We start from the raw sequence: 23,478 nt of genomic DNA on the forward strand, positions 1-23,478 counted from the left end.
ACCCTGCTCGCGAAGTGGCAGGACGGCAGGTTAGTGGCTACAGTAAATGCAGTTATCTGCGGAATCATCTTATGTTAAGACGTAGTCTGATGTTGTTAGTCTTTGCCGCCAGCGTCCAGGCTAAGCCACAGCTTACCTGGCTGCAAACAGACTGGCCGCCACACCAGATTGTCAGCGGGCCCTTCCAGGGCCAGGGTACCTTTGACTTAGTACAGCAGCACTTAATGGCGGGTATGCCGCAGTTTGTGCACCAAAGCCGTCTGGTTAGCCTGCCACGGCTGGAACAGGCCTTTGTGCAGCAAGAAACGGCTATCTGTGTGTTGGGTGCTCTGTATTCTGATGAACGCGCACAAAACCGGCTGTTCTCTGTTCCTATGGCGGTAGGTCCGGCGCTGGCGGTGGGCTACCTGAGCCTTACACTGACACAGCACCCGGCCATGCAGGCTGAAGGGGCAGAACTCAGTGCGCTGGTGCTAGACTCTGCACTTACCGGCGCTTATCAACCGAACCGCTATTATCCGCCTGTGGTTGCCGCTGCGCTGGCTCAGCCAAACAGCAATTTAAGTCGCTACACTTTTAGCAGCGAGGTAAACGCTGCTGCTTTGTTGGTAAGTGGTCGGGTGAACTATGTGGTGGAATACCCAGAGCGCATGCAGTATTACAATCAGCTATTGCCTGAGCCTGCCGCGCTGGAGCATCGCGCCATCGTTGGCGCAAATATTGCCAGTGTGTCTTATGTTAGCTGCAGTATGGATGAGGTTGGCACAGCGGCTATTGCCGCTGTTAATCAGGCTTTGCCAGCGTTGTGGCAGCAAGTGGAGTATTTGGAAGCCATGCAACGTTGGCTGGATGACAGTGCCCGGCGCCGGCTGGGCACTGATATGCAGAGGTTACAACAGCAAGCGTTAATGCAGTTTAAGCCGGCGCCGCACGATACGGTTAAAACGCGCCACTAAGATGATGACCTGCATTAATGGCCAACCATCTTGGTAGTTAATACTAAGCTTTCGGCAAGAAAAAACCGGCTCTAAGGCCGGCTTTTGAAACGTTAACTCAGTTAGCTTTTTTGCCGCTTCATGGCATCGAAGAACTCGTCGTTGGTTTTGGTCATCAACAACCGGTCTATTAAAAACTCCATGCACTCGGTCTCGTCCATTGGGTTGAGAATTTTGCGCAGGATCCACATTTTTTGCAGCTCTTCCGGCGACGCCAGTAACTCTTCACGGCGGGTACCCGAGCGGTTAAAGTCGATAGCAGGGAACACTCGGCGCTCGGCGATTTTACGCGACAGGTGCAGCTCCATATTGCCGGTACCTTTAAACTCTTCGTAAATCACTTCGTCCATCTTCGAGCCGGTATCCACCAGAGCGGTAGCGATAATGGTTAAGCTGCCGCCTTCTTCTACGTTACGCGCAGCACCAAAGAAACGCTTTGGCTTATGCAGGGCGTTGGCGTCGACACCACCGGTTAATACCTTGCCGGAGCTTGGGATCACGGTGTTATACGCACGGGCTAAACGGGTAATAGAGTCCAGCAAAATAATAACGTCTTTTTTATGCTCAACCAGGCGCTTGGCTTTTTCGATAACCATCTCAGCTACTTGTACGTGGCGGCTGGCTGGCTCGTCGAAGGTAGAGGCAATTACTTCGCCTTTAACCAGACGCTGCATCTCGGTTACTTCTTCCGGACGTTCGTCTATCAGCAGTACCATAAGCACGCAATCCGGGTGGTTAGCGGCGATAGACTGAGCGATATTTTGCAGCAAAATGGTTTTACCGGCTTTTGGCGGTGCCACGATTAAGCCCCGCTGACCTTTACCGATAGGCGAGGCTAAATCCAGTACCCGGGCGGTAATATCTTCACGGCTGCCGTTACCACGTTCCATCCGCAGGCGTGAGTTAGCGTGCAGTGGCGTTAAGTTTTCAAATAAAATTTTGTTACGTGCCTGCTCCGGGCGGCCAAAGTTGACTTCGTTTACCTTTAACAGGGCAAAATAACGCTCGCCTTCTTTGGGTGGCCGGATAAGGCCGGAAATGCTATCACCGGTGCGCAGGTTAAAGCGGCGAATTTGGCTCGGTGATACGTAGATATCATCCGGCCCGGCTAAGTAAGAGCTGTCGCCGGAGCGCAGAAAACCAAAACCGTCCTGCAGGATTTCCAGCACACCGTCACCGAAAATTTCTTCGCCGTTTTTGGCATGTGATTTTAAGATGGCGAAAATAATATCCTGTTTGCGCAGGCGGGCCATATTTTCCAGGCCCATAGACTCAGCCAATTCAACCAGCTCGCTAATTGGCTTTAGTTTCAGTTCTGTTAAATGCATATTGATGGGTTTCTTGTTGATATAAAAACAGCGTAATGCTTATCGGTTCGATAAAATAAGGTTTGGAAGTGGTTTTTCGACAGACAAGCGTGGTTTAGAACGTTTTATTGGCTACACAATAGCAGCTGGCTACTGGTGCGTCCAGCGTTGAAACAGAAAAAGGCGTATAAAAATACGCCTTTTTTCAGTTTACTCAGATGTTGCCATCGAGAAACTCTTTTAACTGGGTTTTTGACAGCGCGCCAACCTTAGTGGCAGCGACCTGACCATTTTTAAATAACAGCAGGGTTGGAATGCCGCGAATACCAAATTTTGGTGGCGTATTCGGGTTGTGGTCAATGTTCACTTTGGCCACGGTTACCTTGCCAGCGTATTCCTGCGCCACGTCATCCAGAATAGGAGCGATCATTTTACAAGGACCACACCACTCTGCCCAGAAATCGACTAAAACCGGGGTGTCGGCTTTTAGTACATCGGTTTCAAAACTGTCATCTGAAACCTGTAAAATATGTTCGCTCATTTATGTCTCCGCTAGTGCTATGCAGGATTGCTGCAAAAAAGTGTTATCAATTTAAACGTGGCTGTTCCTTATTGCAAGCGTAACGGTTATGCTTAGCGCCGTATGAATAAAACACACTTAACTTCACATAAATTCGCCGATTTCGCATTGGCGCCACAGGTTCTTGACGCATTAAACGCGCAAGGTTTCGGCTATTGTACGCCCATTCAGGCCCAATGTTTACCACTGGCATTAGCCGGTAAAGATATTGCCGGCCAGGCCCAAACGGGCACGGGTAAAACACTGGCGTTCTTAACGGCCACATTCCACCACTTGCTAACCCATGAGCCAAAAGGCTCTGGTCAGCCGCGGGCCATTATTATGGCACCTACGCGGGAGTTGGCGGTTCAGATCCATCAGGACGCTAAATTGCTGGCAGAAAAAGCCGGCCTGCGCCTTGGCCTAATCTATGGGGGCGAAGGCTATGATACTCAACGGCAGCTGTTAGAAAATGGCGTAGATATTTTAATTGGCACCACCGGCCGCTTAATCGACTATTTAAAGCAAGGCCTGTATGACTTATCACAAATTCAAGTAGTGGTGCTGGATGAAGCAGATCGGATGTTTGATCTGGGCTTTATTAAAGACATCCGCTTTATGTTTAACCGTATGCCACCGGCTACCGAGCGTTTAAGCCTGTTGTTCTCTGCAACCTTGTCGTACAAGGTGCAGGAGCTGGCATTTGAAAAAATGAATCAGCCTGTGCATATTCATGTTGCGCCGGAAGAAATGACCGGCAGCCGCATCAGCGAAGAGCTGTTTTATCCGTCAGATGAGCACAAAATACCGCTACTGCTAACGCTGATGGAGGAAGAGTGGCCGGATAAAGCCATCGTATTTGCTAACACCAAACACTGGTGTGAAGAAGTACATGCCTGGCTGGAAGCAGACGGCCACCGTGTCGGTTTGCTGACTGGTGATGTAATCCAGAAAAAACGCCTGCGTATTTTAGAAGATTTTACCAGCGGTAAGCTGGATATCCTGGTCGCGACTGATGTAGCGGCGCGTGGCTTGCATATTCCCAAGGTAAGCCATGTATTTAACTATGACTTACCGGATGACTGCGAAGATTACGTGCACCGCATTGGCCGTACCGGCCGCGCCGGTGAAAGCGGTAAAGCCATTAGTTTTGCCTGTGAGCGTTATGCGCTAAACCTTACCGCGATTGAAGACTATATCCGTCACCCGATCCCGGTTACCCAGTATGACGCCAGCGCCTTGCTGGATGATATTAAAGCACCGAAGCCGCGGGTTCGCCGCCGCGCCGGTCAGGCCAGAACCGGTAGCCGTTCCGGCTCAGGTGGACGCAGCAGTAATGGCGCAAGAGCTCCTCGCAACCGTCCTCGTTAATCCGGCCCTTACTGCCGATCAGTCACCGCATCAGGATATCTATGCGGTGATTGATCTTGGCTCCAACAGCTTCCATATGCTGATGGTTAAAGTGGTCGGCGGCTCGGTACAGGTTATTGGCCGGGTAAAACGCAAAGTGCGCTTAGCTGCCGGTTTAAACGAAAACCTGGTATTAAGCCGCAAAGCGATGAAACGTGGCTGGGAATGCTTAGCCTTGTTTGCCGAACGTTTGCAAGACATCCCGCCACAGAACATCCGCATTGTCGGCACGGCCACGCTAAGGCTTGCCAAAAATGTTAAAACCTTTCTGAAAGAAGCTGAAACGATTCTGGGCCAGAAAGTCACGGTGATCAGTGGCGAGGATGAAGCACGCATTATTTATCTGGGTGTGGCGCATACCTCTAACAGCGATACGAACCGGCTGGTAATCGATATTGGCGGTGCCAGTACTGAAGTGGTGATTGGCGCTGGTTTTAACCCGTTGTTGTTGTCCAGCCTGAATATGGGCTGTGTTACCTATCTTGAGCGCTACTTTGCCGATGATGAACTAAGCGAAGATAACTTCAGCCAGGCTATTGCAGCTGCTGAACAGCAAGTGCAGACCATTGCCAGTCAATATCAGCAAACGGGCTGGCAACTGGCGGTGGGCGCGTCTGGTACCGTGCAGGCGATGCAGGAAATATTAGTGGCGCAGGGTAAAGATGAAGTGATCACCCTAAGCCGGCTGGAAGATATTATGCAGCAAGCGCTCGCTTGCGGCCGGATGGAGCAGCTGAGCATTACTGGGCTGGCGCAAGAGCGCAAACAAGTATTTCCATCTGGTCTGGCTATTCTTATAGCGCTGTTTCGTACATTAAATATTGGTGGTATGACGTTGTCCGGCGGTGCGCTGCGTGAGGGGGTGCTGTACAGCATGCTGCCGCAGCTACAGCATAGCGATGTGCGCAGCCGCACGGTAAGCAGCCTGATGGTGCGCTACTTTATAGACCAACGCCATGCTGAGCGTGTGGCCGAAATGGCCGCAGAGCTGGCTAATCAGCTGCAAAGCCGCTGGGATCTAAACAAATTTGAAGGCCACAGCATGCTCAAATGCAGTGCATTGCTGCACGAGCTGGGCTTATTGATAGAATACAAAAACCACCATCACCATGGTGCCTACATTATTAACCACTCGGACTTACCCGGCTTTACCCGGGCGCAGCAACAGCTGGTGATGGCGTTGGTGCATAACCACAGAGCCGACATCAGCCGCGAAATTATTGCCCGCCAAACCATGACCTCGGTGCTGTTAACGGTGCGTTTAACGCGCATTTTACGCCTGGCGGTGATTTTGTCGATGCGTCGCCGACATGAAGTGCTGCCGCAGGTTGCTATTAGCAGCAAAGGCGAGCAGTTAGTGTTAACCATGCCGGCCGGCTGGTTAGAGCAACACCCGTTGATGCGGGCCGAGCTGGAGCAGGAAGTACAGTATCAGCAGCAAGCCGGCTGGGAGCTGCTGATTAAGTAGATAAGCTCTCCTATTTACGTATTTCTTCTATTTGGAAGAATTTCATTTACTTATCTAATTGCAATATGTAGACCCAGCAGGTTTTTGTTTGTAAATCATGCAGACAAAATTTTTATGATTGTTAACTTTAATTTTTCACTCCAGCATAAAGTCAGAATTTAACCCCACATTTCTCATAGTTATCTAGTTGTCTCATAATAAAAACCATAGAACCATTTAAATTGAAAAATTTTTTACTTAAAATATATTTTTTTACATTTGGTGGGATTTATATAAGATGATGCGATTTTTACTATTTGTTATCGCGGTAAGCCCGAGCTTTATATCCGCAAAAATTAACAATCCGTTCATGGCCCCAAAAGTTGAAGCGGAACAAAAGCAATCAGAGGTTGAAGCGAGCACACAGCTCGTTGAGAGGGTTGAAGCCGAAGTTAGCTTTCAGTCAACTGCCGCTACCAGCCCAAATATTATTTACAAATATGATGCATTGGGCAGACTTGTCTGTGTTCAAGACGCTGTAGCAGGTAATCGCAAGTTTGTTTACGACGATGCTGGTAACCGAACCAACGTTTCTACAGCTGCTTGTGATTGATTAGGATATTTATATGACCTTTTTAAAGAAAGTAATTCTTTTGCTTAGCGCCGCAGGAATTATTATAAGTACCGGGGCCAAAGCTAGCGCCCCCATCGTCGAGTTCGGCGAACCGCACTACAGTATCGTAGATGGCAATAATGTAAATATGGCATCCGGGCTGTTGTACTATAATTTGAACACCGTTTCTATCGGCTCCGGACCATTAACGCTCTCTCACCACATAACTATTAATTCGAGTGATGCGGTTAATTTAGACGCATATATATCCGGCTATAAAGACAAATACAGGGGCGGGGTTAGAAGAACCGTTCATACAGATGAATATAGTGAAAATAATCAACGTAAATTTTTTGAGGTTATACAAGTAGCCGATCATGAAGGTAGTTATGATTTTATCATCAATCAGGATGGCGCTTTTGAAGGGCTTGCTGGAGGGCTTGATACCCTGACGGTTGCTGATGACAGTCGTCACTTTATTTTGACGAAGCGAAATGGAACAAGAGTGTACTTTTACTCGAGATCTGTAATTCCCAGTGTATTAACACCGGATTATTCAGCTTATGCGTCTATGGTAAAAATTGAAGAGCCAAATGGTTTTACCATAACCATTCATAAACAAGGCACGGCTATTTCAGACAAAATAACAAGCGTAACGACCAACAATGGTTTGCAGCTGAAATATATTTATGATGTTCATTCACGCCCGTTGGAAGCAGCAAAGCGAAGTGCAACGTCAAATCCAAACGTACCTGCTGACTCCCTAAACTGGTCTGATCGATTCCCCTCAAAGATAATTGCTTTAAATAATGCAGTAGAAGTATGCACGACGACCGGTAATGTCTGTAGTGTTAATGGTTTATGGCCAGAGGCTCAATTTTATTGGCCAGACGGTATGCCAAGAGCCGTGTACATCGGCCAAAGCACGTTTAAAGTTAAAAGCGCCAATGGGGTTTCAACCGAGTTTATTCATAAAGCCATAGATATTGAACAAGGCAGGCCATACCCAGTTAATCCGGGCACATATTTCTTTCCTAGAATTACACAGGTAAAAAATACTACTGGGCTTGATGTTAGTTATACATATGCTAATGGCTTCACTTTGATAATGATTCCTCCTTTTTATTCAACTGGTTATGGCAGTCGCGGGTGTTAACTAAAGCAATTAACCATGGGGTTACCACAACATATAATTTCATGAACGGAGGGAGAAATATTGATAGGGGTTACACCGCGCGCCAAGTTTGGGCTAGCGGTTATAAAGCAATTAATTATGTTAACGTTACAAATAATCAATACTTTTATAGCTCGCAAGCAAGGTTGGCAGTTCCTTATGAGGTAGGTAGTTGGGAAAGTAATATTTACTTAGATAGAGATTTCTCCAATAAAGTTAATAAGATAGAAAACAAGCTAAACGGCCAAACAACAGAGTATATTTACGACGATTATGGCCGCTTAAAAACCGTAGATACGGGTGGCATGGTAGTGAAATACACTTATCCATACATGTATTATCCAGGCCAGTGTGTTAATTACAAATTTTGTCACAAACCTGCTTCGGTGACCCAATTGCATATGTTGAACGCGACACGTGGTGTCACAGGGTATCAATATCATCCGCAGTCAGGTGGTGTTAGCATTGTTACTTATCCCGCCCACGCAGCAAACAAAGTTGGAAAAGAGTTTTATCAGTATCAACAATATTACGCCCGATACAAAAACAGCTCTGGCTCGATGATTACAGCATCAGTTCCTATTTGGTTGGTATCAAGTAAGTCTTATTGTAAAAATTCAAATGCGAGCGGCACAAACTGTACTGGAAACGACAAAGTTACAATAACGTATGAATACGGCTCGGGAACCAGCGGGAACAACTTGTTTCTTCTTGGCGAAAAAGTTAGTGCTCAAGATGAGACAACCACTTGGACAACTTGCTATCAGTATGATCGCTATGGCAACCGGATAGGCTCCACAAGTCCAAAATCTGGAATTACAGACTGTAATATTGGGCGGGAGTATTAATAATGATTCAACAGCACAATAAATTTAAACTTTTGAAAGCCTTAATGTTTGTCCCGCTTTTTCTGGCTTCGGTCGGTGTATTAGCCGTGCAGACAGAGAGGCCTCATACCATCGCAGATAGATTTAATATTCAAGGCAAATTAACGGGTACGATATACCCGGATCCTGATGGTACTGGACCGTTAAAATATCAGGCAGTACGAAACACTTATAATACCAATTCACAGCTTGTAAGAGTTGAGAAAGGCGAACTGGCAACATGGCAGAACGAGTCAGTGGCGCCTGCCAATTGGAGTTCTTTTACAATTGTTAGCTCAACCAACTATACGTATAACTCACGTGGCTTGGTTGATTCGATTGGCGTAAAAGATGCTTCCGGTAACATTACAAATTACACCCAATCAAACTATGACAGTTACGGGCGACTTAATTGCAAGGTAAGGCGATTAAACTCAGCAACCTTTGGCAATTTGTCTTACGATGCCTGCACACCAACCTACCATAGCCAATATGGCTATGACAGGGTTGAAAAATATGAATATGACAATATTGGCCAGATAAAAAAGGTGTATAAGGCTTACGGCACGTCACTGCAGCAAGTATATAAAGAAAACACCTATGATTCTGTTAACAAAGGTCTTTTAAGGTCTGTTACAGATGCTAATGGTAATACTACAGAATTTGACTATGATGCTTACGCGCGGTTGGAATACGTGCATTATCCCGCTGGCGGTGGTTATAGCCAGTTTGACTATGACGACTACGGCAATATCAACTGGGAACGTAAGCGAAGTGGTGCAATATTTACTTATGCATACGATAGAAATAACAGACTAATTAGTAAAACGCCAATTGGTAGTCAGCCGGTAGTCTATTCCTATGATTTTAGAGGCTTGCAGCTTAGCGCTAAATACAATTACTCAGGTGAAAGTATTGAAAACACTTTCGATGCTATCGGCAATTTAAAAACGACCACCACGAAGATGGGGACCCCGCTTTCAAGTGCAATCACCAGAAAGCTAAGTTTTAATTATGATTTAAACAGCAATCTTTCCAGAATTACCTTTCCCGATAATGTGTATTTCAACTATGCATTTGATGCTAATGATCGACAATTATCAATTACAAATAGTGCTGGTAGTCAGTTGCTCCGCTATACCTATGCAAATAATGGTAACGTAAAAAGCATCAGCAGAAATAACGGTACAGGTGCCACTACCAGCTATTCGTATGGTGCTATAGGTCGGTTAGCTACGCAAAATACAAATTTTGCTGGCACGACGAATGATGTTACCTACAGCTACTCGTACAACCCTGTAAATCAGTTAACCAGTTTGGGCGTCAGTAACAACCTGTTCCGCCATGCGCAAACAGGAAGTCTATTGGGCAGCTACGTTTCAAATGATTTGAATCAGTATACTAACGTTGCTGGTAAGGCGTTAGATTATGACGACAACGGCAATTTAACAGCCGATGGCGTGCATACTACAACGTACGGTTATGATAATGAGAACCGCCTGCTTACCAGCGCAGGAACAAGTAAAAATGCCAGTTTTATCTACGATCCGCTTGGGCGCTTATATCAAGCAACGATAAACGGCGTGAAAAAGCAGTTTCTGTATCATGGTGACAAGCTGGTGGCGGAATATAACGCGTCAGGAGCGTTAACAGAGCGCTATGTGCATGGCTCAAATGTAGACGATCCATTGGTGCAGTTCTCTGGCACGGGAACTGCAATTACAGCGGCTACGTTTCTGCACTCAAATCATCAGGGCAGTATTGTTGCGCATAGCAACCACCTTGGCGCAATGACCCAAAAGCTAACCTATGATGCTTATGGTGTACCAGCCAGCAGTAACAATGGCCGGTTCCAATACACCGGGCAACTAGCACTTAAAGAGCTAGGGCTGTATTACTACAAAGCACGGATTTATCAGCCAAAGTTAGGCCGCTTCTTGCAGACAGATCCAATAGGTTATGAAGACCAAATGAATCTTTATGCTTACGTACATAATGATCCAATCAATATGATCGACCCTAGTGGGGAATCTGCTAAAAAGAAACTCCTTCAACCTGCTATTAATACTTTAAGGTCATATGAGCAGCGGTTGATAAATAATGCCAAGGCTAGAGGAAGAAGAGCAGCATTAAAACAAGAGCGTCAATCCTTATTAGAGACAGGAGAGACAAGATCAAACTTGAGTAATGCGCGAGCTCAGGAACTAGCTACAACTGGTAAGCTTAAGAATATGCATGGACATCATGAGCCCTCGGTTAGCTCAGGAAATACGCTTGATGAAAAGATAGCTATCGCAGAAAACCCCGATAATATTACGTTTATGGAAGGCGCAGATCATATGGCCCTTCATGCAGAGCTAGGTGGAACGAATGTTCCAATTTCAGCAACAGTTGTCGGTGCACTTGCAACTGGGTTAGAGTTGCTTTCAGAAATTCCAGATCCAACATCAGTCATTTCAACAATGGGATGTGCCGAATTGGTATGTCCTAATAATTTGTAATAGAAAGAATTTTATGAATAAGAATGAGTTTGATGAAAAAGTTTTACGAAGAATGAATGCTTGGGCTACGTCAAATGATTTAATCAATGATGCTGGGACCAGACTTATTGGCCATCGTCCAGAAATTGCTCCGAAAGCATTCCTAAATGTTATTTACTCCCCATTAAGTGAAACTGATATAAGAGAATTTGAATCTAGAGTTCAGCTAAGTATCCCAAAGCAATATAGAGCTTTTCTGGGCATAGCGAATGGTCTCATTTGTTATTCAGGGAGTCTAAAGGTTTTGGGGTACATTCCTAAAGATAGGAAACATGACTCTCATGTTCACAACTATCCTTCTGATGCATACATCCCAAACTGGTCGGCAAGACTTAAAGGACTGCGAGATGAAGATTTTATTGTTGGCTTCTATAAAGAGGACGGATCTTACGCTTTAGTAAATGGTGAAGGAACGGTCGAACGTGTTAGCGTTAAAGGTGATGGAAAAATTATATTTCAATGGGAAAATTTCGATTCGTGGCTGTCTGAGGAAATATTGAGGCTTGATAAGCTGTTCAGGTCTAAAATATTAACGAGCTAATAAATATAACTTAGATACAATGCCCCCGCTTTTGCGGGGCTTTGTGTTTCAAAAATCTTGCTTTAACCACATCGCTACCTTTTTGGCAAAGTACGTCAGAATGCCATCGGCACCGGCACGTTTAAAGGCCAGTAGCGATTCCATAATCACCGGCTTTTCGGCCAACCAGCCGTTTTGAATCGCTGCCATGTGCATGGCATATTCGCCGCTGACCTGATAGGCAAAAGTCGGCACACCGAATTCATCTTTTACCCGCCGTACGATATCCAAATACGGCATGCCCGGTTTTACCATCACCATATCAGCGCCTTCTTCTAAGTCTTGCGCCACTTCATGCAAGGCTTCGTTGCTGTTGGCCGGGTCCATCTGGTAGGTTTTTTTATTGCCGCCTTTTAAATTGCCGGCCGAGCCTACCGCATCACGAAACGGGCCATAGTAGCTGGACGCATACTTGGCTGAGTACGCCATAATGCGGGTATTGACAAAGCCAGCGTCTTCCAGCGCTTCGCGAATAGCGCCAATGCGACCATCCATCATATCTGACGGTGCCACGACATCAGCGCCCGCTGCGGCATGCGATAACGCCTGCTTAATCAGCGCGGCGGTAGTAATGTCATTCAGCACATAGCCGTTATCATCGATAATGCCGTCCTGGCCATGGGTAGTGAACGGGTCCAGTGCCACATCAGTAATAATGCCCAGCTCTGGCACCTGCTGTTTTAGCAAGCGCACGGCGCGCTGCGCTAACGCATCCGGGTTCCAGGCTTCTTCGGCCTGCAGCGATTTTTTGTCGCTTGCCGTGACCGGAAATAAGGCAATCGCCGGAATACCTAAGACCGCTAGCTCTTTGGCTTCGGTCAGCAGTAAATCCAGGCTCAGGCGCTCTATGCCTGGCATTGATGCTATCGCCTCGCGCTTATTTTCTCCCTCGATAATAAACATCGGGTAAATTAAGTCGTTTACCGTTAGCTGATGCTCGGCCATTAAACGGCGGCTGAAATCATGCTCGCGCATCCGGCGCATTCTGCTGGCGGGAAAATAACGGTTAGTGTTCATTAACTTCTCCTGTCACTGTTTCGGCTGTGCTGGCAGAGTTCGGCGGATAACCGTGTACCTGATTACGTCCGGCCGCTTTGGCGCGATATAGCGCCAGGTCTGCTAAGGCAATAAATTCGTCGTTGTCGCTTTGTGTGCCGGGAACGGCGGCATAGCAACCAGCGCTGATATTCAGGCTAAAGTGGTGCTCACTAACAGTTAATGTGCTCTGGCTTAGTTGCTGGCGGATTTGCTCGGCCAGTTGCTGAGCGCCGGGCAGGCCGGTATTCGGTAGAATCAGGGCAAATTCTTCGCCGCCATAGCGACACACTTTGTCTGCCGGGCGTTTTAATTGCTGTCGGATCAGTTGGGCAACAAATTTTATTGCCTGATCGCCAGCTAAGTGGCCATGCTTATCATTAATATGCTTAAAATGATCAATGTCCAGTAGTACCAGCGCCAGTGAGCGCTGTTCCCGCCGGCTGCGTTTTAGTTCAGAGCGCATCTGCTGGTCAAAGTAGCTGCGATTATAAATGCCTGATAGGGCATCCAGTTGGGTTTGCGCCAGCAAGAGCTGGTTTTTATCGGCCAGCTCGTCCAGTGTTATTTGTAGCTCAAAGCTGTGGCTACGCAGCTGACTTTCCAGCTCTGCCGCCGCCTTTTGCCGGCGCAGCAGTAACAGTGCTGCGGCGAAGCCGGTGAAGAGCACGCCAGCTAATACGCCTGCGATAAAATACGGCAATACGTTAGTCATTGGCCGCGTTTCCTGAGCCGCTTAACGGTGGCAGGGCGAACAGGCGACGGCTGTTCGCCAGCGTTTGCGCGGCTAAAGTGGTAATATCTGTTGCGGTTAAGCCAGCAACGACATGGGCTATCGCGGGCAAAAATGCCGGTTCATTGCGGCGGTTTTTCGGTTTAGCTTGCAAGGTTCTTGGCAGCAAATAGGGCGCGTCGGTTTCCAGCAATAATCTGTCAGCCGGTATATAACGCAGTGCCTGTTGCAAGGCCTGACCGCGGCGCTCATCGCATACCCAGCCAGTGATGCCTATGTACAGGCCCAGGTCCAGATAAGCTTGCAACTGCTGTAAGTCACCGGTAAAGCAATGCGCTACGCCCAGGTTTACCTGTTGCTCTTTTAACATCGCCAGTTGGGTATCAAAGGCATCGCGCTCATGCAAATACAGCGGTTTGGCTGCGGCTTTGGCCAGCTGTAGCTGCTCGGCAAATATTTGCTGCTGAACCGGCCGGGGCGAGAAGTCGCGATTAAAATCCAGACCACACTCGCCTGCGGCTACCACTTCAGGCTGTGATAACAGTTGCTGTAGCTGTTGCTGCCATCCCGCCGCGGCAGAAGCGGCTTGATGGGGGTGTATGCCTGCGGTGGTAAAGCAACCAGCATGCTGCTGGCAAAATGCGATATTTTGCCGGCTCTCTGCCAAATCGCTGCCTATAAGGATCAAGTCACTGACACCCGCATAGGCAGCCCGTTGCACTACAGCCGCTCTGTCTGCTTCAAACTGTGCACTAAACAGATTAACGCCGATGTCACACCACTGCGCCATATTACTGCTCGCGGCGAATTCGGATAGTGCGGTTATTATTGTCGTTGGCCAACAGAAACGAGTTTAATGCACCGCGCTTAATACGGTGCTGCTGTCCTTCTTTGATGCTGTAATAATCGGTACCAATTTGGCGCCAGCGCTGGCCATTGTCAAACTCAACAATCAGTTCTTTACGTGGACTATAGCTGACCGATTTTACCATTACATCCAGCTCTTCCGTGCTGTTATCTATATTTTGCTTGTGTTCCATACCAAAAGCATCCGCTGGTTTAGCGGGGGCGGCTGCTTTAGCCTGTGCAGCAGCTTGTGCCGGCAATGTTCGCGCGGGGCTAGTGTTTGCCTGACCAAGTTCAGTTTGGATGCTGTCGTAGCATGTCAGGCGGCGCAGCGCGTTTTGTTCAGCCCGACATAGTTCGAGCGCTTGTTCCGGCGGTATGCTGCTGGCGCTCAATGGTAAGCTGAGCAGGGCAATTGCGACGGCGACTAGATTCTTCATAACTGTTCTTCCTGTTTTTCTGTTTCTTCTGACGGTCGGGGCTGGTAAAAGCGGCTAAGGGCCAGGCCAAGCTCAAACAGTAGCCACATCGGCACCGCGAGCAAGGTTTGCGACAGCACATCGGGCGGAGTTAGCAGCATACCGAGAACAAAGGCCCCCACAATAATGTAAGGCCGTTTTTCGGCCAGAGCATCGCGGGTGCTGACGCCAGTCCAGACCATTAACAAAATGGCGATCGGGATTTCAAAGGATAAGCCAAAGGCGAAAAACAGCTTCAGCACAAAATCCAGGTAATTGCTGATATCGGTGGCCACAGTGACGCCTTCAGGCGCAACGCTGGTAAAAAAGCCAAAAATAATCGGAAACACCACAAAATAGGCAAAGGCAATGCCGCTGTAAAATAACAGTGTGCTGCTGATAACCAAGGGGGCCATCAGCTTTTTTTCCCGACTGTACAGGGCGGGAGCAATAAACTGCCAGACCTGCAGCAAAATATACGGAATAGCCAGGCAGATGGCGACGATAAAGGTTAACTTAAACGGCGCAAAAAAAGGCGCGGCTACGTCGGTTGCTATCATGCTGCTATTCTGCGGCAGTACGGCAATCAGCGGCTTGGCCAGCAAATGATAAATATCCTGTGCAAAGGCTGCCAGCGCAGCAAACACCAGGATCACGGCAATAACGCAGCGCAGCAGGCGGTTGCGTAGTTCAACTAAATGGCCAAGCAGGCTGTCGGGGTTAGCGTTCAGGCTCATGCTTCTGATCTTTTGTGGTTGTACTGACAGGGGTATTCACCTCTGCGGCGGCCTGCTTTAACTCGGCCAGGGCGGCTTGCTCCTGCTCGGTCAGGTTTAGCAGACCTTTGGCTTCGGCATCTTTGAGTTTTTGGTGCAGTTCATGGGTACGCAAGTCGTTGTTCAACTCGGCCTGCATTTGCTGGCCAAATTGCTTTATGCTGCGTACCGTTTTGTGCACCGAGCGAATAGCGCCGGGCAGCCGTTCCGGCCCCAGCACCAGCAGAGCCACCACACCGATAACGACCAGTTCCCAAAAGCCCATTTACACTTTATCTTTATCAGTGTGGCTGGTTTGCTTGCTGCTGTCGGTGTCGGCCTTTGCTTTTTCGTTCAGCTGCTGCGCTGGCGGCTGCTCAGGTTCGTCGTCATTCGGTGCATCTTTGATTGAATTACGAAAGCCTTTTACGGCTGAGCCGAGATCAGAGCCGATACCGCGCAATTTTTTAGTGCCAAACAGCAACACAATAATCGCCAACACAATAAGTAACTGCCAAATACTAATATTGCCAAACATAGTTTTTCCTCTGGTTTACTGCCGCTTACAGCGGGATGGCGGCAGTATATGTCGTTGTTGTGACAAAGTTATTATCGCAATAGTGCTTTAGCCGCGAAAGCCGCGCTGACGGCCAGCAATATCGCTGCCGGCAGCGCACTGCCAAAACTGAACACTATACTAGCACTGATCAGGCTGGCGGCGGCAAAGGTAGCCGCAACTATTTGTGCTTTGGCCTTATGCTGTTGCTGCGCCAGTTGTTGCAGCTGCAACAGTAGCTGACGCTGTTGTTTCGGCCCCTGCTCCAGATACTGATGCAACAGGTTCGGCATTTGTGGCAACTTTTCTGCCCAGAACGGCAGGTTTTCTTTTACCTGACGCCATACTGCCGGTAAGCCGACCTGTTGTTTAACCCAATTTTCTAAAAAGGGTTTAGCGGTTTTCCATAAATCCAGCTGCGGGTACAGCTGGCGACCCAGGCCTTCTATGTACAGCAGGGTTTTCTGCAGTAACACCAGTTGTGGCTGTACCTGCATATCAAAGCGGCGCGCGGTGTTAAACAGGTTTAGCAGCACGTTACCAAAAGAGATTTCGGCCAGCGGCTTTTGGAAAATCGGCTCGCAGACGGTGCGAATGGCACTTTCAAATTCTTCTACTTTGGTATCGGCGGGCACCCAGCCAGAATCGACATGTAATTGGGCGACCTTTTTATAGTCACGGTTAAAAAAGGCAACAAAGTTTTCCGCCAAATAGCGTTTGTCTTCAGCATTCAGCGTGCCGACAATGCCGCAGTCAATGCCGATATATTTCGGATTCGCCGGTGTTTCACGGCTAACAAAAATATTACCCGGGTGCATATCAGCATGGAAGAAACTGTCGCGGAACACCTGAGTAAAGAACACTTCCACGCCACGTTTTGCCAGCAACTCCATATCGGTGCCTTGTTGTTGCAAGGCACCGATATCCGACACCGGGATGCCGTAAATGCGTTCCATCACCATCACATTAGCGCGGCTGTAATCGCTATACACAAAGGGGATATACAGCGAGTCTGAGCCATCAAAGTTGCGCCTTAGCTGAATAGCGTTGGCCGCTTCGCGCTGTAGGTCTAGCTCATCGAGAATGGTTTTGCGGTACTCAGACACCACTTCGCGCGGGCGTAACCGTTTGCCATCCGGTAAAAAGCGTGCGGCGGCGTCGGCCAGGGTATCCATCAGGGCTAAATCTGCCATAATTTGCTGTTTAATATCCGGCCTGATGACTTTAACCACCACATCGGCCATAGCGCCATCGGCAAGTTGCAACTGCGCCGTATGCACCTGGGCTATCGACGCAGACGCCAGAGGGGTTTGGTTAAACTGATGGAATAATTCTGCAATGTTGTTCAGCTCCAGCGCTTGTTCTATCAGCTGCTGTGCCCTGGCACCGTCAAACGGCGGCACTTTATCTTGCAATTTGGCCAGCTCATCGGCCAGATGGGCCGGGAAAAGATCACGCCGGGTGGACAGCATCTGGCCAAACTTCACCCACACCGGCCCCAGGCTTTGCAGGGCTAAACGCAGCCGCACACCCACTGGCTCATCCGGGTAACGGTTACGTAGCCAAAACAGGCTGCGGCGCAGTAAACGGGCATACCAGGGTTGCCATTGTGGCGGGATCAGCTCGTCCAGGCCGAATTGGAGCAGGGTTTTTTGGATCTGATAAAAACGGCTGATACGCACTAGAGCTCCTGGACGGCGAGAAGTTGTTGCTGAAACACATCGACCTGTGCGGCCAGCTCGCTGACAGCCTGACTAAATAACGCCATTTCGGTTTTGCCCGGGCTGAGCTTCAGCTCGTCTTGTGCCAGTTCGGTGGTCATCTGCTGCAGGGCCTGGCCTTTAGCGCTGAGATACTGCTGCAGTTGTGCCAGGCTGTGCCCGACTTTATGCGCCCCGGCATCGCCAATATAACGCGATAAACTTTGTTGCCAGTCTGGGTCTAACTGCTGAAAAAAACCGCTGTACTGCTGCGCCACCTGAATATCGCCATCAATTTGCAGCGCGTCGGCTTTAATCAGTCGGGTAAGCTGGCTGGGATCGCGTAGCAGGCGCAAGCTGGCCATATCCGTTTGAATGGCACAATCTACCGGTTCGTCGTGTTGGTTGAATAAGATGCTGTCGCTGGTCGCGCTAAGTACCAGCGTTATTGGCCACTCTTTTAACCGGAATGACAACTGCTTACCGGCCAGGCGCGCTAATCTGGGCCGGGCGTCCGGGTCCATCGTTATTAGCCGGGCTATCGCCTTTTCGGCTGCAGCACACAGCAACTGAGGCAATAACGGTAGCATCAGAACTTGTAACCCCGATGCAGCGCGACGATACCACCGGTCAGGTTATGGTAGCTAACCTCGGCAAAACCGGCATCCTGCATCATGGCTTTTAAGGTGTCCTGATCCGGATGCATACGAATAGACTCGGCCAGATATTGATAGCTTTCTTTGTCATTGGCGACTAACTGGCCCATCGCCGGTAACAATTTAAACGAGTACAGATCATAGACTTTACTCAGCCACTCCTGCTCGGGTTTGGAAAACTCCAATACCAGCAGCCGGCCACCGGGTTTTAGCACGCGGAACATCGAGCGCAGCGCAGCGTCTTTATCGGTCACATTACGCAGGCCAAACCCTATGCTGATAATATCAAAACTGTTGTCGGCAAAGGGCAGAGCTTCGGCATTGGCCTGCACATAATCAATATTGTTTACCAGCCCAAGATCACGCAGCTTATCACGGCCTACCTTTAACATAGACGCATTGATATCGGCCAGCACCACTTTACCGGTCGGGCCTACCCGCTTTGAAAACAGCGCGCTAATGTCGCCGGTGCCGCCAGCTAGGTCCAGCACCTGCTGGCCGGGACGCACACCACTGCAATCCAGGGTAAAACGTTTCCATAAACGGTGAATACCCAGCGACATCAAATCGTTCATCAGGTCGTATTTGGCCGCCACGGAGTGAAACACATTGGCCACCAGTGATACCTTCTGCTCGGCGGCGACGGTTTTGTAGCCAAAATGGGTGGTTGAATTCTGATCGGTCATGCTGCGGGCCTGTAGGCTGATAAATGCGGCTAGTGTAAAAGATAACAGCGCAGAGGCCAACTTATCTGTTGGCTTTTTGCACCGGTTTTAAGCTGGCTGTCAGCTTGCCAGCATCGCTTCATTTGCCACCTGATTGCGGCCGCGTTGTTTGGCCAGCAATAGCACTGCCGCAGTACGACCAAGGAACTGGTACCAGTTTTCACTGTGTTGGTACAAAGATACCCCCAGCGAAATGGTGACTTTGGGCAGGGTTTTCTTACTGCGTGAGGACACAAAACGCAGTTTTTCGACGCCGCGGCGTACTTGCTCGGCAATTTCGCTGGCACTGCGTAGGTCAACATCGGGCAGCAGGATCAAAAATTCTTCCCCGCCGGAACGTACCGGTAAACCGCTGCTTTGCACATAGCTACTGATTTTACGCGCGACTTTCGCCAGAATCACATCGCCAATGGCACTGCCGTAATCCTGATTAAAGCGGCTGAAATGGTCCAGATTAACAGCGATCGCCGCGACACGGCGCTGTGGTTGCTCACTAAACCAGACATCCAGTTGATTTTGCATGGCCAGACGGTTGTACAAGCCGGTTAGCGGATCGAGTAATCGTTGTTGCTTTAACTGCTCTAATTCATGGCGCAACTGATGGCTTTGTTGATTGGCCAGCAGTAATTGTTGTTGCATTTGTTGCTGGCTCAGGCGGAACTCGCGGGTGGCCTGCTGCAGTTGTGCCACAGTGGTATTGATTTTTGTATCCGGGCTTGGGTGCTGCTGCAGCTGCAAGATACCCGTATCCAATTGCTGCAAATAGTCATCCAGTTGTTCGGCTGCAACGTCGGTATAAGCTGCAACCCGGCTGACCATGCCGGTGGCGTCTTGCAAAAGTTGTTCTTGTTTGGGATTGTCGCGGGTTAAAAAACGGCTGTATAAGTCGGCCATGACAAAATCGTCAAGCGGCGCTTGCGCTGTCAGCTTTTGCTCGATGATATGACACAGTTGCTCGTTCTGACCGCTAATATACTCATAACATACGGCGTAGTTTACCGGATGTGCCGCAAGCTTGATGCGTTGTAAGAATATCTTAACCTGAGCTGCTTTCTCACTGGCTTGCTGTAGTGAATCCTGATACTTCATAAGATCACATAAAACTCCGCTTGTTAACACGGCGGTGCAGGCACCAGCCAGATGTAAACGTATAAACTACTGCTGCCATAGTACGCGAATATTCAATACTGGCAACAGCTCTGTGAGCCAGGGCTGTCAGCTGAAGAAAATAACATCAGCTTGCTGGATTTCTCTGCAACCCGACAGGCGATAACCGCAATAAAATAAGATTAAAAGCGGTTCGCCGTCGTCCAACGGCCTGTTTTCTGTTGGCAAAGCAGTTACAATCGAGGGATCTATTTTATTGGGAATCATCACCATGCACGCTACCTGTACCACTAAAGCGCTGCTTAAGTTTGCTCTGGTTATATTGCTATCGGGCTGTGCGGCGACGTCGCCGCGTATTGATCAGCGCTTTACTGAATTAGCACAACAGTTATGGCAGGCTGAGCAACGCTTGCAACAAACTGAGCCGGGGCAGCTGACCGATATGTCGGCCGAAGCGCTGGCACAGCGGCAACAACAACGACTGGGCTGGCAGCGTAAGCTGGAACAGTTTGACGTCAGTGCGTTATCGGAGCAAAACCGGATTAACCACGCTATTCTCAGTTACCGGCTGGCAGACAAAATTGATGAATACCGCTTTGGTGCTCACCTGATGCCATTAACGTCTGAATCAGGCTTTCATTCCAGCCTGGGCTTTTTAGCACAGCGCAGTGCTTTGCGAAGCCTGACGGACTACCAGAATTATATTCGTCAGTTAGCTGCGATACCACGTTACATGCAACAGCAAACCGACTGGATGCGTCAGGGGTTGGCCACGGGGATGACCCAACCTAAAGCGGTGTTGGCGGGGTTTGAGCAGAGCATTATTTCTTATGTCGCCGCAGATCCGACACAAAGCGTGTTTTTTCAGCCGTTTCGCACTCAGCCTGCTTACATCAGCGAGCAAGAGTGGTTGCAACTGCAGGCCGATGCCAAACAGCAGATCCGGTTAGCGGTTAACCCGGCCTATCAGGCGTTTTACCAGTTTATGCTGGACGAATATTTGCCCGGCGCCCGTGATACCATAGCGGCGAGTGCTTTACCCAATGGCGCGGCTTATTACCAAAACCGGCTGCAGCATTACACCACGTTACCGCTGACGCCGGCCGAAGTGCATCAGATAGGACTGGATGAAGTAAAACGGATCCGTGCTGAGATGCAGCAAGTGATCAGCGAACTTGGTTTTAACGGCAGTTTCGCTGACTTTATCCGCTTCTTGCGCACCGATCCGCAGTTTTACCCAAAAACAGCGGACGAGCTGATGCGTTATGCGGCCTTTTTATCGAAAAAAGCCGACGCCGAGTTGCCTAAGTTATTTAAAACGCTGCCGCGCACACCTTATGGCGTGGTGCCGGTGCCAGCCGAAATAGCGCCTAAATACACCACTGGCCGCTACTCCGGGCCTTCGCGCGATGATCAGGCCGGTTTTTATTGGGTTAATACCTACCGCCTGGACCGGCGGCCCTTGTATGAGATGGAAGCGTTAACCTTACATGAAGCGGTACCCGGTCACCATCTGCAGGTTGCGCTGGCGCGCGAGCAAGCCGATTTACCCGAATATCGCCGCAGCTTTTACACCTCAGCCTTTGGTGAAGGCTGGGGCTTATATTCTGAGTATTTAGGCCTGGAAATGGGCTTTTATCAAGACCCCTACAGTAACTTTGGCCGCTTAACTTATGAGATGTGGCGTGCCGCACGTTTGGTGGTAGATACCGGTATGCACAGCATGGGCTGGAGCCGGCAGCAGGCCATTGACTTTATGGCGGGCAACACTGCACTGTCGATGCATAATGTTACTACTGAGATAGACCGCTATATCAGTTGGCCGGCGCAGGCCTTGTCTTATAAACTCGGTGAAATTACCATTAAGCGCTTGCGTGCTGAAGCCGAACAACAACTTGGCGAGCGCTTTGATGTGCGTGAGTTTCATGACCAGGTTTTGGTTAACGGAAGCCTGCCGTTACCAATACTGGAGCAACAACTGCGTCGTTACATCAGCTCGGCGCAGCAGCGCGCATCAGCACAGTGAGAGCAGTGAAAGCATAGTCGTAGGGCATTACAGCGGCATGATAAAGGCTTATCGTGCCGGTTAGTAAACAGGGATAAGATTTCGCATGATGTGGATACTCGTTGTTGCGGTATTGGCGCTGGTGTTGCTGTATATCTTATGGCAAACCGAGCAAATGGGAAAAACCAACAAGGTTTTGCAAAAAAAACTGCAGCTACGTGAGCAGGAATCACTGCGGTTGCAGCAAGCGGCTTATCAGCTGGCAGAGCAGCAAAAGATGGTGCTGGAGCAGCAGTTATTGTTACAGCCGGTGAAACCGGTATTAAGTGCCAGAGAAACCCAGCTAGCCAGAATGCTGTGCCTTAGCCTGCCGCTGGTCGTCAAAGAGTGTTGCGATAAAGCTGCGACCCCGCAGCAGGTGATAAAAAGCCAACTGCGTCAGCATGCCGATATCGACAACAGCCAACTCGAGCAGATGATGAAAAAACACAGCCGCCTGACCAGCTTGTGGCAGGCCAACAGTGTTATGGCGTTTATTCAGCTGTGCAGTGTAGTTGCAGCGCTGGCCAGTGAAGAGGCCGCCGCGAATGTCAGCAGCCTTTAACCTGCTGTCAGTGTCTTAACACCACCTGGGGTTCAGTATCAATTTGGCCGTCTGTATCAATAGCGGCCATTTTGGTACCCGCAGCCAGCACGGCCAGTCGGCCGTTCGTATGGTGACGGACAAACAATAAGTCGTAACCAAAGCGTTGTAATTCCGCGACAGAAAATTTCTGTGCCAGACTCAGATCGTCCCAGAAAAAATGTATATCCTTATCCATCTGGCGCCGTTCAGTAGACATAGCAGGCTCCAACCATCAGGGATAACAGGTTTCAGGTGGCATCGGCTATGCCGCTTAACCCAGTTGCAAAATATGCTGCCACTGGGCCGCTGTTACCGGCATAACAGACAGTCTGCTGCCTTTTTGTACTAATGGCAGCCCATTGAGCTTAGCCGAGCTTTTTATTTTGTCCAGTGGGATAAGCGCCGGCAGTTTTTCGACAAATACCAGGTCTACTGCCACCCAGCGCGGTGCATCTGGCGAAGATTTCGCGTCAAAATAGACACTTGCAGTATTAAATTGGCTCGGATCCGCATAAGCTGGCCGCACGACTCTGGCAATACCAGCTACTCCGATCAGTTTGCAGCTGGAATGATAAATCAATACCAGATCATCTTTTTGTACCTGATCACGAAGCATATTACGTGCCTGATAATTGCGCACGCCTTCCCAGACGATTGGGGTGTCGGGGGCGTTGGCAAAATCGTCAATACTGCACTCGTCAGGTTCGGTTTTAAATAACCAGTTAGCCATCTTTGCTGATCTCCGTTGTTTGCGGCAGAATACCACTTTAGATTAGTTAAACGGAA

The 23,478-nt window shown here is 49.0% G+C and carries 25 protein-coding genes; 10 read left to right on the forward strand and 15 right to left on the reverse strand.

All coding sequences use genetic code 11. The annotated features are described in order from the left end of the window. Positions 1–71: 71 nt before the first annotated feature. Positions 72–956, forward strand: a complete 885-nt coding sequence (locus EYB30_RS07940; RefSeq protein WP_166838383.1) for a hypothetical protein — start codon at positions 72–74, stop codon at positions 954–956. A gap of 101 nt (positions 957–1,057) precedes the next feature. Here the strand turns inward: EYB30_RS07940 and rho are convergent, their stop codons facing one another. Beyond that, on the reverse strand, positions 1,058–2,323 hold the full coding sequence (gene rho / locus EYB30_RS07945; RefSeq protein WP_166838384.1) for a transcription termination factor Rho: 1,266 nt from the start codon (positions 2,321–2,323) through the stop codon (positions 1,058–1,060). Positions 2,324–2,516: 193 nt separating this feature from the next. Continuing rightward, positions 2,517–2,843: a thioredoxin TrxA gene (trxA, locus tag EYB30_RS07950; protein WP_166838385.1), complete on the reverse strand. Its 327-nt coding sequence runs from the start codon at positions 2,841–2,843 to the stop codon at positions 2,517–2,519. A gap of 102 nt (positions 2,844–2,945) precedes the next feature. Here trxA and rhlB point away from each other — a divergent pair, with 102 nt between their 5' ends. The 7 genes from rhlB to EYB30_RS07985 all read left to right on the forward strand — a co-directional run bounded on the left by rhlB (position 2,946) and on the right by EYB30_RS07985 (position 11,452). Further along, positions 2,946–4,232 (forward strand): ATP-dependent RNA helicase RhlB, encoded by a 1,287-nt coding sequence (rhlB, locus tag EYB30_RS07955; RefSeq protein WP_166838386.1) that lies wholly within the window; start codon positions 2,946–2,948, stop codon positions 4,230–4,232. Then, positions 4,198–5,739 carry a guanosine-5'-triphosphate,3'-diphosphate diphosphatase gene (gene gppA, locus EYB30_RS07960; RefSeq protein WP_166838387.1) on the forward strand — a complete coding sequence of 514 codons (1,542 nt, stop codon included), beginning with the start codon at positions 4,198–4,200 and terminating at the stop codon, positions 5,737–5,739. Before rhlB ends, gppA begins: the two co-directional genes overlap by 35 nt. 277 nt (positions 5,740–6,016) lie before the next feature. Then, positions 6,017–6,331: an RHS repeat domain-containing protein gene (locus EYB30_RS07965; protein WP_166838388.1), complete on the forward strand. Its 315-nt coding sequence runs from the start codon at positions 6,017–6,019 to the stop codon at positions 6,329–6,331. Positions 6,332–6,344: 13 nt separating this feature from the next. Next, complete coding sequence (locus EYB30_RS07970) at positions 6,345–7,487, forward strand: hypothetical protein (protein WP_166838389.1); 1,143 nt, start codon at positions 6,345–6,347, stop codon at positions 7,485–7,487. Beyond that, positions 7,481–8,353 (forward strand): hypothetical protein, encoded by an 873-nt coding sequence (locus EYB30_RS07975; protein ID WP_166838390.1) that lies wholly within the window; start codon positions 7,481–7,483, stop codon positions 8,351–8,353. The genes EYB30_RS07970 and EYB30_RS07975 overlap by 7 nt, the downstream gene beginning before the upstream one ends. A 2-nt stretch (positions 8,354–8,355) precedes the next feature. Next, entirely contained in the window at positions 8,356–10,872 is a 2,517-nt protein-coding gene (locus tag EYB30_RS07980; RefSeq protein WP_166838391.1) for an RHS repeat-associated core domain-containing protein, read from the forward strand. A gap of 13 nt (positions 10,873–10,885) precedes the next feature. Then, entirely contained in the window at positions 10,886–11,452 is a 567-nt protein-coding gene (locus EYB30_RS07985; protein WP_206674594.1) for an SMI1/KNR4 family protein, read from the forward strand. 48 nt (positions 11,453–11,500) lie between these two features. On the opposite strand, the gene hemB is transcribed toward EYB30_RS07985, so the two are convergent. The 11 genes from hemB to EYB30_RS08040 form a co-directional block, all read right to left on the reverse strand. After that, on the reverse strand, positions 11,501–12,508 hold the full coding sequence (gene hemB / locus EYB30_RS07990) for a porphobilinogen synthase (RefSeq protein WP_166838392.1): 1,008 nt from the start codon (positions 12,506–12,508) through the stop codon (positions 11,501–11,503). Further along, positions 12,498–13,241 carry a GGDEF domain-containing protein gene (locus EYB30_RS07995; protein WP_166838393.1) on the reverse strand — a complete coding sequence of 248 codons (744 nt, stop codon included), beginning with the start codon at positions 13,239–13,241 and terminating at the stop codon, positions 12,498–12,500. The genes hemB and EYB30_RS07995 overlap by 11 nt, the downstream gene beginning before the upstream one ends. Then, a complete protein-coding gene (locus tag EYB30_RS08000; protein ID WP_166838394.1) occupies positions 13,234–14,049 on the reverse strand; it encodes a TatD family hydrolase in 816 nt (271 codons plus the stop codon). Before EYB30_RS08000 ends, EYB30_RS07995 begins: the two co-directional genes overlap by 8 nt. Position 14,050: 1 nt before the next feature. Then, the gene (locus EYB30_RS08005) at positions 14,051–14,545 is read right to left on the reverse strand and encodes a hypothetical protein (protein ID WP_166838395.1); all 495 of its coding nucleotides are present in this window, start codon (positions 14,543–14,545) and stop codon (positions 14,051–14,053) included. Further along, positions 14,542–15,300, reverse strand: a complete 759-nt coding sequence (gene tatC / locus EYB30_RS08010; RefSeq protein WP_166838396.1) for a twin-arginine translocase subunit TatC — start codon at positions 15,298–15,300, stop codon at positions 14,542–14,544. The genes EYB30_RS08005 and tatC overlap by 4 nt, the downstream gene beginning before the upstream one ends. Next, positions 15,284–15,604: a Sec-independent protein translocase protein TatB gene (gene tatB, locus EYB30_RS08015; protein ID WP_166838397.1), complete on the reverse strand. Its 321-nt coding sequence runs from the start codon at positions 15,602–15,604 to the stop codon at positions 15,284–15,286. Before tatB ends, tatC begins: the two co-directional genes overlap by 17 nt. Beyond that, a complete protein-coding gene (gene tatA, locus EYB30_RS08020) occupies positions 15,605–15,856 on the reverse strand; it encodes a Sec-independent protein translocase subunit TatA (protein WP_166838398.1) in 252 nt (83 codons plus the stop codon). A gap of 71 nt (positions 15,857–15,927) precedes the next feature. Next, positions 15,928–17,556 carry a ubiquinone biosynthesis regulatory protein kinase UbiB gene (gene ubiB, locus EYB30_RS08025; protein WP_166838399.1) on the reverse strand — a complete coding sequence of 543 codons (1,629 nt, stop codon included), beginning with the start codon at positions 17,554–17,556 and terminating at the stop codon, positions 15,928–15,930. Continuing rightward, a complete protein-coding gene (locus EYB30_RS08030; RefSeq protein ID WP_166838400.1) occupies positions 17,556–18,164 on the reverse strand; it encodes a ubiquinone biosynthesis accessory factor UbiJ in 609 nt (202 codons plus the stop codon). Before EYB30_RS08030 ends, ubiB begins: the two co-directional genes overlap by 1 nt. Continuing rightward, the gene (ubiE, locus tag EYB30_RS08035; RefSeq protein ID WP_166838401.1) at positions 18,164–18,916 is read right to left on the reverse strand and encodes a bifunctional demethylmenaquinone methyltransferase/2-methoxy-6-polyprenyl-1,4-benzoquinol methylase UbiE; all 753 of its coding nucleotides are present in this window, start codon (positions 18,914–18,916) and stop codon (positions 18,164–18,166) included. Before ubiE ends, EYB30_RS08030 begins: the two co-directional genes overlap by 1 nt. Before the next feature lie 99 nt (positions 18,917–19,015). Beyond that, complete coding sequence (locus EYB30_RS08040; protein WP_166838402.1) at positions 19,016–20,044, reverse strand: GGDEF domain-containing protein; 1,029 nt, start codon at positions 20,042–20,044, stop codon at positions 19,016–19,018. A gap of 289 nt (positions 20,045–20,333) precedes the next feature. Between EYB30_RS08040 and EYB30_RS08045 the strand changes: the two genes are divergently transcribed. Together EYB30_RS08045 and EYB30_RS08050 are read left to right on the forward strand one after the other, a co-directional pair. Continuing rightward, positions 20,334–22,088, forward strand: a complete 1,755-nt coding sequence (locus tag EYB30_RS08045) for a DUF885 domain-containing protein (RefSeq protein ID WP_166838403.1) — start codon at positions 20,334–20,336, stop codon at positions 22,086–22,088. A gap of 85 nt (positions 22,089–22,173) precedes the next feature. Beyond that, on the forward strand, positions 22,174–22,671 hold the full coding sequence (locus tag EYB30_RS08050) for a hypothetical protein (RefSeq protein ID WP_166838404.1): 498 nt from the start codon (positions 22,174–22,176) through the stop codon (positions 22,669–22,671). Between the two features lie 7 nt (positions 22,672–22,678). On the opposite strand, the gene EYB30_RS08055 is transcribed toward EYB30_RS08050, so the two are convergent. Both EYB30_RS08055 and EYB30_RS08060 read right to left on the reverse strand, forming a co-directional pair. Continuing rightward, positions 22,679–22,909 (reverse strand): hypothetical protein, encoded by a 231-nt coding sequence (locus EYB30_RS08055; RefSeq protein ID WP_166838405.1) that lies wholly within the window; start codon positions 22,907–22,909, stop codon positions 22,679–22,681. Between the two features lie 54 nt (positions 22,910–22,963). Further along, positions 22,964–23,422: an EVE domain-containing protein gene (locus tag EYB30_RS08060; protein ID WP_166838406.1), complete on the reverse strand. Its 459-nt coding sequence runs from the start codon at positions 23,420–23,422 to the stop codon at positions 22,964–22,966. Between the last annotated feature and the right edge of the window lie 56 nt (positions 23,423–23,478).

Source organism: Rheinheimera pleomorphica (assembly GCF_011634895.1).
Taxonomy (GTDB): Bacteria; Pseudomonadota; Gammaproteobacteria; order Enterobacterales; family Alteromonadaceae; genus Alishewanella; species Alishewanella pleomorphica.